This is a genomic window from Glaciecola sp. G7-5 (assembly GCF_055808975.1).
Map to the genome: position 1 here is coordinate 3,063,320 of NZ_CM147892.1, position 14,160 is coordinate 3,077,479.

The window sequence follows — 14,160 nt, forward strand, 5'->3', positions numbered from 1 at the left end:
CGTTATTGTCCATATTTTGGTTCAGCTTGATGTCTAACGTTTATAAAGGAATCTCTTTGCTTCACTTGTGTCGTTCGTTGGTCTTCATATCTTTTGATGTACTGATCAACTTTGTGGCTTAATCTATTCACCACCTCTTGATGTTCCACCGATTCTATTAAATTGTATTTTTCTTGCGGGTCGCTTTCTAAATCAAACAACTGCTGATAGTCATTTTTGTAGAAATCAACATATTTCCATTTTTGGCTACGTATACCAACGGTTGGCGGTATAAATGACCGCTTTGGTTGGTACATATGTTCGAAGAAAAACTCATCTCGCCACTCCACGTTTTCAACTTTATTAAGTAATGGCGTTAAGCTGGCACCTTGATATGTTGATGGTGTTTTGAGGCCTGCAAAATCGACAACTGTTGACGCTATATCGATATTTAAGGCGATTTCACTTATTTCGCGCGTATGCGAAGCTTCGTTTCGAGGATCATAAATAATTAATGGAATGGCTAAGGATTCTTCCCAACCAAACCACTTTCCCGCTAGCTGGCGTTCATTTAGGTTATAACCATTGTCACCCATATAGATGATGATTGTGTTTTCGGCCATACCGCTTTCTTTTAGCTTTTGGTAAATCATGCCGACCGCTTTATCTACAGCACTTATTGCGCGGTAATAACGTTTTACCATTCTTTGATACTTTTGAGGTGTATCGTAACGCCATGTCCAGCGTTCACGTCCAATGGAATTTTGTAAAAATTCGGGCAAAGATTGAAATGTGGCGTCATCTGAAAATTTGGCAGGTGGTATCGTCACATCAGCATACATACTTTCAAATTCTTCAGGGTAGTGATACTGATCCTTTAAATCGACATCATGCGCATGAGGGTTCCAAAAGTTAACCGACATAGTCCAAGGTTGATTAGATGTTTTTGATTGCTCAATAAAATCCTTCGCTAATTCGGCTATGTAGTATGTTTGGGGCAGCGTTTTTCCTTCATATTGCTCTGTTTTCGATTGTAGAAGAGGTTTGAAAAAATCGAATCTGTCTTCGTTTTTACCGGAAATACCAATTTCGTATTTACCCACAAATGCAGAACGATAGCCGCCGCGTTTCAGCACAGCAGGATACATATTACTAGATTCTTCAATGCCTGTTTTAGGTCGCCCAAAAGTGAAATCGTGAGTACGTTCAGTTAAGCCAGTTAGTATGCTGATTCGGCTTGTGGCGCATATAGGTGTTGTGACAAAGGCCTTTGTAAACACGCTACCTTTGTTTGCCAATTCATCTAAATTAGGCGTTTTTATAATTGGATGATATTTACCTAATAAGTCGGCTCGATGATCATCGGCTAAAATAAATAGTATGTTGGGTTTGGTCGAGCTTGTATTTTGTGTAGCAGGGTTACTGGTGCACGCAACAATTGTGAGCATAGATGCTAATAACAATAAAAAAAGCGTTATTTTACGCTGGCAATTAATATGAAGATTTTTATAAACTTTACTTATGATATTCATTGTTTTGTCACCGATGCTCATTTAAAAACGACGGGCTAAACGCTTAGTTCGTCTGTGTATTGATGTATTCATCATAGCTATATCACCAATCCATATTACATGCATTTAACTATTTCGTTACAATAGCAGACATTATTGAGCAAATAAACTCATATTGAATCATTCTCTGCTTATTTATTTTGGTTTTGAGCCTATTAAATAATGTTTATTTTGCACGTAAGTGCAGATAACGCATAAATCTACAAAGTTATTTAATTTGAAATAAACGCATTATTTCTGTTTAACGCAATGCGCTAAGAAACCCTAAATACAGGCGGTTTCTGTTTGTTTTATGCCCGTAAACGCAATAGCTAGAGTGTTACCCCAAAAATTTAAATGTGTCATAGCAATAAAGTTTTGATTGAAAGTGCTTTAAATTAACCTGATTTGATAATAGACTGTTTGTGTGTTTTATTTGTTGCTAGATTGTTTCGTAATGTTAACTGCAAAGAATAATAAACATTACTGAAAGCTAAACAAGCCATAGGAAGAACGCTTGTTAATGTCGCTCCAGCTAATTGGTATTTTTAAAAGGCGATTAACCATGAAATATAGCATACTCATTACTTCGGTATTTACTGCACTCTTAGTCTTCACCTGCAGCAAATCTGCAAAAACAGCAGACAAACCAGCAATCATCCTACAAGCCGACTTTACTCATAGCGATAACAAAGTAGGGACCATATACGACTTTTTTGATGTCGCCGTTAGAACCGAAAGAGCATCGCATAACTCAAAACCCGCTGATTTTGGTCAAACGCCACAGGTGAATACTGTAAGAATGCTGGGTGGTTGGGCTTCTAAAGACATAAGTGCTGACGCATATAAATGGGATGGAGAAACCTATATTTATGACTTTGACAAAGTCACCAACAGAATCGATGCTTGGTTAAACAACGGATGGGATGTTTTTCAAATAGTATTAGATAACCCGCCATGGGCTTTCCAAAAAGGCTTAATGTTTGTAAGTGAGCCAAACGGGAAAGACTATTTACTAAAAGATGCTAATAGTGTTTATGGTAACGGCTTACCTCCCGCTGATGTTAACGCTTGGCATAAGTTTATCGCGGACTTAAGCCAACATTTAGTTAACACTTACGGGAAAGAAAAAGTGTTAACATGGCGTTTCCGCGTTGGCTCTGAAATAGATACACGACCACAGCATTGGGTTGGTACTCGACAACAGTTTTTTGCACACTACCAAAATACTGTTAGTGCGCTACGTAGCGTTTTACCAGCTGCAAAAGTAGGCGTGCATTTTAGAGAGTCGTCTTTTAAAGGTCGTTATGTAGATTATACTGGCAACACAGAAAATGCATACGCGCCGCACTTCATTGCATGGGCAAAAGCAAATAAAGTCCCTTATGATTTTGTCGCTATATCTTATTATCCACATATTCATAAACCCAATGAATTAGACATGCAACATGTTTATGAACATGATTTTGCGCCTATACAGCAACATCCTGATTGGAATACAAACGCTAGTTTAGAAATTCACGAATTTAAACTCATCTCAAAAATGCAACGAGCTGGTTTTGTCAGTGTAAGCACCTCACATGCTTCCTCATTTTTTGCCATGTTAACTAAGATGATGCTAAACAAAAACATTGCAGAAGTCTTTCAATGGGGAACTGGTCGTAATGGTAACTACGCCCCCGAAGCCTTAACTCAATATGCTTTGTTACCTATGGTTGGCAATGACCTGTATAACAATGAAGTTAAAGGCGAAGTTTCAAATAAGGGGAATCAAATTGATGGGATCTTTACTAAGCAGCCTCATAAAAATGCATACGATTTGCTCTTGTTCAACTTTAATAAACAAGTTTTATCTCATCAATCACCAGAACAAATAAAAGTATCGCTCAAAGTTCCGGTTCCAGTTTCTACGTCCTATAAATATCGTATTGGGACTATCGATAAGGATAATAATGCAGAAGAAATATTTATCGCGGCATATCCTAAAGCCAGGTTGTCGTCTAAAAAAGGCGGCTGGTGGGATGATAGTTTGCATTTTACCGCTTCTGGCACCAAGGGGCTTAAGCCTGAAGGAATGCAAGTATATTTAGACAAACAACACAAATATGATGAATCAAACATGATCATATGGAGTGATTGGCAAAGCGGACAAAGTTTACCAGGCGCAGAGAAATCACCAAGCAATATAGAAAAAGCATCAATCATTCATATCGAGTCTGAGATTGCTTCTTTTGCAGTACAAAAATTAGAAATACGCTTGTAGGTATTAACGTTCTTACAAGCTATTTATGTATTTTACTGACACAAAACTAGGTTAAATTTTGATGAAAAACACAATATTAATGACATTATTTTGTAGCTTCTTGTTGGCTTGTTCAACCGAGCATGCTAATCCTTATTCGGATAAAAGTTTGACTAGCCCTTCACAATTGTTGGTAGAGGGTATTGTGACGCCACTCAACGTACACAACTCAACACCAAGACTTTCTTGGCTATCAAATGTAGCTTCGCAAGGGGCTTATCAAGTCCAAGTCGCAAGTTCGGCTGATTTACTAGTGAGTGGAAATCCAAATTTATGGGATAGCGGTAAAGTAAGTGCAAGACAATCGGTAAATATCCCTTATCAAGGCAGAATACTCAAAAGTGGACAAACCGCATTTTGGCGAGTCAGAGTATGGAGCACAAATAATGAGTCTGCAAATGAATGGAGCCGTATCGAAAAATGGGAAATGGGCCTAGTTAATAAAAGTGATTGGCAAGCAAAGTGGATACAAGTCAAGCAACCGTTTATAAGTCAAGTTACCGAACCCTTAACTGAGTGGATGCTGTTTGCAGCTAATATACACGCAAGTGTTACTGATAAGTTATCCAAAAGCAAAGAACAAACGCAGCAGAGAGTCTTGCAACAATTGACTGCTCAACCTAGTGCTAGTTTATTTCGCCATACCTTTACGATACCTGTAGATAAAAAAGTGACAAAGGCTCGTTTACATAGCACCGCTGCAGGTTATTACGAGGTCTTTATTAATGGTGAAAAGGTTGATGAGCGTTTGGCCGATCCTGGGCAAACAGATTTTGACAAACGTATTTTGTATAACACAGACGATGTTTCACATTTAATATCGAATGGAAAAAATAACATTGGTGTGCACCTTGGCAGTGGCTGGTACGACGAAAATATCGCGTTTAGCAAATGGGACAATCCAGACGCCAAGCCAAATAGTCAGCCTTCTAAATCGTTATCATATGGCCAGCCAAAATTTATTGCCCAATTAGAACTGAGTTTTGCAGACGGCAGTAAGCAAGTTGTGGTGTCGGATGAAAATTGGCTGAGTCATCCATCGCCGGTTTTGAAAGAAGGTATTTTTTCTGGAGAATTTTATGACGCTAACAAAGCCATAAAGAAATGGGATGGTGCGAATCAAGTTAAAAATGATAGATTATGGAATTCAGTTGAAGCCTTAGCAAAATGGCCAACAAAAAGCCTTGAGCCGCAATTGCTGCCTCCTATTCGTGCGATTCAAAAAATGACGGCCAAAAAACTCTATCAACCAAAAGAAAAAGTGTGGGTATTGGATTTTGGACAAAACTTTACCGGCATCCCTACCGTGGATTTGCAAAAACTGGGTTTGAAACCCAATCAGGCTATTCATTTACGCTATGCTGAATGGGCAGATATTGACGGAAACATCAGTCAAAAATCAGGTGGTGGCGCGCCACTACTAAAGCAAGTGGATACGTATGTGGCTTCAAACAATCCAAGTGGAACATGGAGCCCTGCATTTACGTGGCATGGTTTTCGGTATCTAGAAATCACTGGTTTAGACGCAGCACCACAACTTGATGCAATTACTGCGCATTTGCTTAGAAGCGATGTGGCACGAGTGGGGCAATTTTCAAGCTCGAGTCCATTGATCAATCGTATCCATGATATGGCCTTATGGAGCTACGAGAGTAACTTAATGGCACTACCAATGGATTGCCCAATAAGAGAAAGAGCGGGGTGGACAGGAGATGCTCATGCTGCACTTATTACCGGCAATTACAATTTCAATATGCAGAATTTTTGGCAGAAGTATTTAGGCGACTTTAAAACCGCTCAATTTGTTGCCCCTGCGGTAGTCCCCGGAAAGCGCACTCATGGTGGCAATTTTGATTGGGCGGCAGCTGAAATAATGATTGCTTGGGAGAATTATCGTCACTACGGTGATTTACAAACACTGAAGGACCAATACGAAAGCATGTTGGAGTACATGCAAGCAGGTGAAGCTAGACTTGAGAATTCATTGTTGCGTATTGGCTACGGAGATTGGTGCGATCCAGTGCGTAAACCTGGCATGGGACGTAAACGCTGCAACCCACAATACACGTCACCTACAGCAACCAGCTCAGCCTTGTTTGCCCATACAGCAAACCTAATGTCAAAAATAGCGCTGTTGTTAAACAAATCAAATGAAGCAAAGCAATTTTCTGTGCTATTTGAGCGTATTGCTGCGCAATATCATAAAGAATTTTATAATCCTGAGACAGGCCACTACGGTAGCCAAACCGCTGATGCGATGGCTTTACAATTTGACATAACGCCTTTTGAATTACGCCAAAGTGTCGCTGACGGTTTGAATCAAGATGTAGTCAAAACTTGGAATGGTCATGGTTCTGTGGGAGCGCTAGGCCAAACCTATTTGTACAAGTCTTTAAGTGACTTTGGTTATGGAGATACCGCATTTAACATCTTTACCGCAGAAGGTTATCCCGGTTATAAATGGCAATTTGACAACTTAAATGCCACTACTTTATGGGAACGAAAAGGTGTAATTGACCCAAGTCTTGATCCTGAGCGTCGTAATTCGCCGGGTCGCTCTCTTAATCATCCTTTTCACAGTGGTTATGATGGGTGGTTTTATGAAGGCTTAGGGGGGATTCGTTTACTACAAGACAGTGTTGGATTTCAAGATTTTGAGCTTAGACCCATATTCGCAGCGGGGTTAGAGTCTGTTGATGTCTCGTACAGAACTGGCTACGGAACGATTGAAAGTCGCTGGTGGCGGGAAGGCAACAAAGTAATGTGGGAGTTTGTCGTCCCAAACAACACTACTGCCTTGGTCACCTTGCCTAATCGAGAAAGCAAACTATTTACCGCAGGACGCTATTCTTTAGTGTCACAGAATTAGTCGTTGAAAAGCCAAATTGGAATATGTAGCAAATGATAAAACATCTATTAATGCTTAGTTTATTGGGATTGGTTGCATGCATCAACGTCCCACATATCGTCGTCACATTTGAGTCGCCCAGTGACTTGTTGGTAGAAGGAAATAAGTTACCTATAAATGTCCATAATACAACACCAAGCTTGTCTTGGCGTGCAAATGTGACAAAGCAATATGCATATCAAATTCAAGTTGCGAGTAACTTAGGTCTTTTGCAAAGTGGTCAGGCTGATTTGTGGGATAGTGGCAAGATAGTATCGAGTCAGTCACGCAATATTGCCTATGAAGGTAAGCGTTTAAACACCAACGATACGGCCTATTGGCGAGTAAAAGTTTGGCAAACAAATGAGGATAAGTCGTCACAATGGAGCCAAACCGGTCAATGGCAGATGGGCTTGTTACTTAAGAGCGACTGGCAAGCTAAGTGGGTTCAAATTGCTAAGCCCCATTCTGTTAATAGTAATGCTGCGGTTAGCCAATGGGTAAACCTGGTAGGCACAGTAGAAAATGAAGATGGCAGTATTAGTAAACCTGCTATTGAACAACTCCACAAAATGCCTACAGCTGGTTTGTTCCGATACGAATTCTTAGTAAATAAAACCTTGGTGAGCGCAAAGTTACATAGCACTGCTGCTGGTTATTACGAGGTATTCATTAATGGTAAGCGAATAAAGGACCGTATTATGGATCCGGGCCAGACTGATTTTGATAAACGTATTTTATACAATACCGATCAAGTGACCGACTCTGTACGAATTGGCAACAATGTTATTGCGGTGCATTTAGGCAGTGGTTGGTACGATGAAGATATTGCCTTTAGCGGTTGGAAAGATCCCGATAGCACTGGAGGAAACAAAGCACGTAAAAGCTATTCATTTGGGCAACCCAGTTTTATTGCGCAATTGGAATTAGTGTTTAGTGATGGCAGTACTAAAATAGTTAGTTCAGATGAAAACTGGCTTACAAAAGCGTCGCCGGTGATTAAAGAGGGAATATTTTCTGGCGAGTTATTCGACGCCAATTATGCAATTGAAGGTTGGAAGCAAACAACAGCAGTAACGAACAACGAAAATACTGATAATCAATTATGGTCTGACTGGCAACCAGCAAAAGTATTAGAAACTTGGCCAACAAAACAATTAGAACCTCAATTATTGCCTCCTATTCGCCCTATAAAATCGATGCATGCTAAAAAAATATTTATGCCTAAGGAGAAGGTATGGGTGTTCGATTTTGGTCAAAACTTTACGGGTATCCCAAGTTTGCATCTGAGTAAATTAAAACTTAAGAAAGGCCAAGCGGTTTATCTTAGATTTGCAGAATGGGCCGATGCACAAGGGAATATCAGCCAATTAAGTGGCGGAGGTTGGGCCACAAATCTAAATGCGGTAGACGGTTATATTGCAAGCGATAACAATCAAGCTATATGGACACCCAGTTTTACCTGGCATGGATTTAGATATGTTGAAATAACGGGTTTAGAAGAAAAACCATCATTGGACGTTTTAAGTGCACAGTTAGTGCGCAGTGACGTAGCGCGTATTGGAAGATTTAGTAGTTCAGATCCACTACTTAATCGGATTCACCATACAGCATTGTGGAGTTACGAAAGTAACCTAATGAGTGTTCCTTTAGATTGCCCTATTCGCGAAAAAGCGGGGTGGACAGGTGATGCTCACGCTACCCTAATTACTGGGAATTATAACTTCAATATGGAGACTTTTTGGCCAAAATATTTAGGTGATTTTAAAACAGCCTTGAAAGTTGCGCCCACGGTTGTGCCGGGCAAACGCACAGGTGGCGGCAAAGTGGATTGGGCGGTCGCAGAAGTATTTATTGCATGGGAGCATTATCGTCACCATGGTAATATTCAAATATTAGAAGAGCAGTACCAAAGCTTGGTTGAATATATGGATTTTGGGCAACGCCAAATGACTGACTTTTTAATTCACAGCGGCTATGGTGATTGGTGCGACCCTGTTGCAACGCCAGGCACTCCAAGGGTTGGAGGGCGAGGCACGCCGCAATGGACCACAACTACCGTCACGAGCACTGCATTGTTTGCGCAGGCAGCTAATTACATGAGTAAAATCTCACATGTCTTGGGGAAGAACCAAGCGTCAGACCAATATCTAACCCTGTATGAAAATTTAAGCGAAGGCTTTCATAATGCATTATATGATCCAAAAACAGGCCACTACGGCAGCCAAACAGCTGATGCTATGGCGCTTAGGTTTGGCATTACGCCGGTGGAACTGAGACAAAGTGTGGCTGATGCCTTAAATAAAGATGTGCTGGATAAATGGGGGGGCATTCTTCGGTAGGCGCTTTAGGTCAAACATATCTGTATCTTGCGCTAAGTGATTATGGCTACGCTGATACGGCATTTAATATTTTTAAGGCAAAAGGTTACCCCGGTTTCTCTTATCTATTTGATGAACTAAATGGGACCACTTTATGGGAACGAAAAGGGGCTTTTGATCCAAGTAAAGGTCGCGGCCCCCTGCGCTCGCTAAACCACCCGTTTCATGGTGGTTATGATGGTTGGTTCTATGAAGGCTTAGGAGGTATTCGTCCATTAGATAACACAGTAGCATATCAAACTTTTGAACTTCGGCCGGTATTTCCGAAAAGTTTAGCATCAATAAATGTTGCTTACACGACGGGTTATGGTGAAATTAAAAGTAGATGGAAGAGGGTGGGAAACCAGATCACTTGGCAATTTACCATTCCTAATAATACGAATGCTTATGTGACTTTACCCGGTAAAAGTTCACAATTATATTCACCTGGCGACTACACCTTAGTGTACAAAGAATCAAACCAACAACATGATGATTAAGCCATCTAAGCTAACAAGTAAAATACCTTAGTCCAAGTGGAAAACCTGCTCGAGTGGATTGACTATCGGTGAGTTGTCGGGATTGGTGTGCATGATATCAGCCATGTATTCCCACCATTTTTTTACAATAGCTTGCAGTGGTAAATCATCCATTTTATGGTCATCTGCACGTTTAAGTACTGCAAATAGCTTGTTTGACTCTTTTTCATAAAATATAGAATAGTCCGATACGCCAGCTTGTTTTAGTGCGGTGGCGAGCTCTGGCCATATTTCATCGTGTCGCTTTTGGTATTCAATTTCGTGTCCAGGTAATAAGGTCATGACAAATGCTATTTTTTCCATCGTTTTTCCTTTAGTTGTGCTATTAAAATTTCAGGTTGAGTGGTAATTTGGTAAATGACTAATTATTAGGATAAGTCACGCTATCAGGAAAACGTCTTTGCTGATACCAAGAATGGTTAATATGCGCTAACCAAATTCCCAATTCTTTTTTAAGAAACTCCATTTGTTTTGGCTCAATGTCGTGCGTCTGAAGCATTGCCATTTGATACGGATCATCGATATTGTCAAACAGTGCAATAAGCTCACCTTCAGCGTTTATAGCGAAGGTATATCGGTCCGTTTTTAGGCCCAGTTCACCGTTTTTCCCGTAATATAAACTTGATTTACGCTCAGAGGGATAAATGTCAGGTGCTAACAAATGTTTACTGAAATCAGTCCCGTCTAATGATGCTGGTATAAAATCGTCTAGATTTAACAGTCCTAGAATTGTTGGCATTAAATCAGGTACGCTTATTAAGAGATCATTTACATTCTGCTTGATAGACATTGGATAATGTATAATTAAAGGAATACCCAATGATTCTTCATACACAACATTTTTAGTCATAAGCCCATGACTACCCATCATTTCACCGTGGTCAGAGGTAAATACAATCATCGTATTGTCAAGCAGATCTTGTTGCTCCAACACTGCTAAAACACGGCCAATTTCCCTATCAATTAAAGTAATCATTGAAAAGTAGTATCTAGCGAAAGGAGCGGCGACATCTAAATCAATATTGTCTCGATTGAGTAATGTGTTTATATCTACGTTTTTATAATATTGGTCATAAATTTTTTTATCAGTGTCTTTTATGTCACGGTAAGGACTGTGGGGAGGGTCCATAGTCCACAAGATACTAAAAGGACTTGAATCATCACGTTGTTGACGCGTATTTTTGATGTAGTCAATAATTACATTTGCTTGATCAACTGCTGAGTAACGCTTTGGGTAAAATGGTTGCCCCTCTGGTTTTGCACTGATGGCTTTGTCGTTGGTGTACACAATTGGATTGCTATGATTATGACCAATGGATTGATACCAATATTGAATACCATGCCTAGCGGGACCGGGAGGAATGTAAGAATCGTACTTTGTCCCCTTAAAAAAGTGTCCTCCTGGCGCTTCGCTTGTGCCCATATAGTTATTACTATCGTCAAACAGGGCTAAATTGTTGTGCCAATGCCCTTTACCTACTAAAGCCGTGTTATAACCAGCATTCGCTAAAGCTTCAGTGAAGCTTATAATATCAGTTCGCAAGCCCACGTTAGGCCTATCGATTCGTGTATTATTGCTAACCCCGTTATTATTTGGATATAAACCGGATAAAAACATACCCCTAAATGGGCTGCATAGTGGGTAGTTTGAAATTGCTTGGGTAAATACTAGGCCTGTATTGGCAAGATTATCAAGGTTTGGCGTAATAACATAGTCACCTTTAGTATTGAGCGCGCTTTTAAATTTTTCTTGTTGCCAAAAACCCATTGCCTCACGACGCATTTGATCTGCGACGATAACGATTAAATTTTGTTTCGTTGGATTGCCTGGCATTGTTTTATTTGGTTTCGAATCAGCATGTCCATTGGCGCTTACTAGTAAACCGCAACAAGAAACAACACAAAAATAATACTGCATTACTTTCATAACAAGAACCCACTTACTCGCTCAAATTAAGTCAAATTGTATAGTAAATGTTATTAAACACAATAAATTATTACAAGCTAAACAGATCCCTTATCAATTATTGTGGCTTAACTTGCTAATAAAATCAGAACGTTATTGTTTACGTTAAATTTTTTTGCCTATAAAAATATCAAAGAATGAATTAAATCATATTCGGTCGTCTTAGGTCTTTTGTGTTTAATCTAGGTGATGTATTATCTTTAATTAAGCTTATAAAAAGTTAAACGCTTTTTATTAAAAATTAAAAATTAAAATTGCTAGCTACTTATTGGATTCATCTATAAACAAGTATTAACCAAGACGAGTAGCGAGATTCAGTTTTATAAAATGATAGGTATATCGGATGAACTTAAAATTACAGTTACAAGCTATAGCAATTATTCTTGGGAGCGTTTTAGTTTTTTCTTGCTCTAACCCTCTTTTTGAGAGCGGTAAAAGCGAGAAGCTTAAGTTAAGGGCCTTGTTAATTGACGGACAGAACAACCACGTAATTTGGCCTAAAAGTACCGTTATGCTAAAACAATATTTAGAACAAACAGCTATGTTTCATGTAGATGTATATCGTACCAAGCCGACGTGGCGAGGCGAAGAACAATTATCCTATTTAGCTATGCATAATAATGAAAGTAATTATGCCGTAACTGAACCGATCAGCGATCCTTCATTTGCGCCCCCGTTCAAAGACTATGACCTTGTGATTTCTAACTTTGGTTTTAAAGCCGCAGCATGGCCAGAAGCAACGCAAAGGGATTTTGAACAATATTTACGAAATGGTGGCGGATTTGTTGCTATACATGCGGCCAACAATGCTTTTCCAGACTGGGATGAATATAACAAAATAGTCGGTTTGAGTGGTTGGGGAAAACGCGACGAAGCACACGGTCCTTATGTGTTTCACAATGATAAGGGTGAGTTGGTTAAAGATATGTCACCGGGTGCAGCAGGGACTCACGGGAAAAAACACGAATTTAAGATTACCCAGCGTATGGAACACCCAATTTTAGCAGGCCTACCAAAAGTATGGATGCATAGTAAAGATGAATGCTACGGTAAGTTAAGGGGCCCAGCCCTAAACTTGAATATTCTAGCTAGTGCTTTATGCCCTATCGAAGAAGGTGGTACTGGACGACACGAGCCTATGTTAATGACCGTTAATTATGCAAAAGGACGTGTTTTTCATACCACTCTTGGTCATGAGCAAAAATCGTTTGAAAGTGTTGGTTTTATTACTACTTTTCTGAGAGGAAGCGAGTGGGTTGCAACAGGAAGCGTGTCTATTCCCGTACCCGCAGATTTTCCAAATGAATATGCGTCATCAGCTAGGAAGTTCAAACTTGACGATGACGCAAACAATGAGTAGCAGATAAAAGCTGACTTAATTGTCAGCTCTACTTATTACTAAAGCACGCCATCTCCCTCTCGCATATGCGGTACCGCCGTTCTCGGGGATTTTACCGTTGGTTACGGCTTTAGAGGACACTTTAATTAGGTCGTTTGTCTTTAACGTAATGTCAGTCATTGTAAAGTAGGCTTCTTGGTAGTCTAGTGTTGTTTCTGGATTGGTAAACTCACCAATTATTTTGTCATTTACCGATACGGTATAGCTAGATTCACCATCAATTTCACTTAGCGTGACCAGAGTGAGTGTAAACGTGCCGGCTTCTTTGGCTTTTACACTGTATTGTGCGTGAGCATATCGATTACGATATTCAGTCTTAACTGCATTTATAGCAAGCGCATCCTCGGCCTTATGTCGGTAAAAGGGAATGGGGCCTGTATTGTCTATCTTGAAGTCACTTGTCGCATGTAAAATACGCATATAATCCTTAATCTCAAAAAGTTGTGTTTTTTGAGGTAAAGTAGTTGTAGTACTCAGCGTTTCAGGCTTATCTTTCCCTAGGGGTTGATAAGTTTTATTTTTCGTTAACAAAAGCTTGTCTAGCTCAAAGCCATCTTCGCGCATAGATACCATCAGTGTATGTACGCCTTTAGATGGAATATCGACATAGATAGTATTTGCTATGCCGCAATGATTACTTTTTGTGCGCTGCGCAGAAGACCATGTCCATGCGTGTTTACCTTTACAAAGTTGTAGGCGTTGCGAAGATTCTGGCCATTGTCCATTAATACCTAGATGTATTCCGTTGTCTTCACTTCCTGTGCTATAGGCCCTTGCCCATACGTAATATTTACCTGGCGTTTGGAAATAAACCGGGTAAGTTAACACCGCCATCGTCCCAGCTTGATTGGTGAAATTTTCAGACCTTACTAAGGCTTCATAGTGATTGCTGCGCGTATCAGGTAGAATTTCAATATAACGATCATTACTAGCGTCTTGATAGTGCGGTTTATCTGCATCAGGATATGCATGCTCAGGAGTGTCTTTCGAAAAAATCAACCAACGCCGCTTACCATCCAAGTGCTGCGAGGAAAAGTTTTCTGCTTCAATCACAACTAAGCCGTCTGATTCTTGGTGAGATGCTTGGTCAGAATGTGCCGCTCGTAAGTAGCTTGAAAATATCAAGGTTGTGCTGAATATTGCTAACTGAAAAAGCCTAAAATTCATCTCTTTTATCT

Annotated in this window: 9 protein-coding genes; 5 read left to right on the top strand and 4 right to left on the bottom strand. The window is 40.0% G+C overall.

Annotated features, from left to right (window positions below; genetic code table 11):
- Positions 1-2 precede the first annotated feature (2 nt).
- Positions 3-1,511, bottom strand: coding sequence for a sulfatase family protein (locus tag AC0L6H_RS13425; RefSeq protein ID WP_473389551.1), 1,509 nt, complete (start codon positions 1,509-1,511; stop codon positions 3-5).
- Between the two features lie 583 nt (positions 1,512-2,094).
- Between AC0L6H_RS13425 and AC0L6H_RS13430 the strand changes: the two genes are divergently transcribed.
- From AC0L6H_RS13430 to AC0L6H_RS13445, 4 genes are all read left to right on the top strand, one after another.
- Complete coding sequence (locus AC0L6H_RS13430; protein ID WP_473389553.1) at positions 2,095-3,792, top strand: GH39 family glycosyl hydrolase; 1,698 nt, start codon at positions 2,095-2,097, stop codon at positions 3,790-3,792.
- A gap of 61 nt (positions 3,793-3,853) precedes the next feature.
- Entirely contained in the window at positions 3,854-6,700 is a 2,847-nt protein-coding gene (locus AC0L6H_RS13435; RefSeq protein WP_473389554.1) for a family 78 glycoside hydrolase catalytic domain, read from the top strand.
- Positions 6,701-6,732: 32 nt separating this feature from the next.
- Positions 6,733-9,060, top strand: coding sequence for a family 78 glycoside hydrolase catalytic domain (locus tag AC0L6H_RS13440; protein ID WP_473389555.1), 2,328 nt, complete (start codon positions 6,733-6,735; stop codon positions 9,058-9,060).
- A complete protein-coding gene (locus tag AC0L6H_RS13445) occupies positions 9,039-9,578 on the top strand; it encodes an alpha-L-rhamnosidase C-terminal domain-containing protein (protein ID WP_473389557.1) in 540 nt (179 codons plus the stop codon). Before AC0L6H_RS13440 ends, AC0L6H_RS13445 begins: the two co-directional genes overlap by 22 nt.
- 27 nt (positions 9,579-9,605) lie before the next feature.
- Here the strand turns inward: AC0L6H_RS13445 and rhaM are convergent, their stop codons facing one another.
- Together rhaM and AC0L6H_RS13455 are read right to left on the bottom strand one after the other, a co-directional pair.
- Positions 9,606-9,920, bottom strand: coding sequence for an L-rhamnose mutarotase (gene rhaM / locus AC0L6H_RS13450; RefSeq protein WP_473389558.1), 315 nt, complete (start codon positions 9,918-9,920; stop codon positions 9,606-9,608).
- A 58-nt stretch (positions 9,921-9,978) separates the two neighbouring features.
- Positions 9,979-11,544, bottom strand: coding sequence for a sulfatase family protein (locus tag AC0L6H_RS13455; RefSeq protein WP_473389560.1), 1,566 nt, complete (start codon positions 11,542-11,544; stop codon positions 9,979-9,981).
- Positions 11,545-11,926: 382 nt separating this feature from the next.
- Here AC0L6H_RS13455 and AC0L6H_RS13460 point away from each other — a divergent pair, with 382 nt between their 5' ends.
- Positions 11,927-12,943, top strand: coding sequence for a ThuA domain-containing protein (locus tag AC0L6H_RS13460; RefSeq protein ID WP_473389561.1), 1,017 nt, complete (start codon positions 11,927-11,929; stop codon positions 12,941-12,943).
- 15 nt (positions 12,944-12,958) lie between these two features.
- On the opposite strand, the gene AC0L6H_RS13465 is transcribed toward AC0L6H_RS13460, so the two are convergent.
- Complete coding sequence (locus tag AC0L6H_RS13465; RefSeq protein WP_473389563.1) at positions 12,959-14,149, bottom strand: hypothetical protein; 1,191 nt, start codon at positions 14,147-14,149, stop codon at positions 12,959-12,961.
- Positions 14,150-14,160 lie beyond the last annotated feature (11 nt).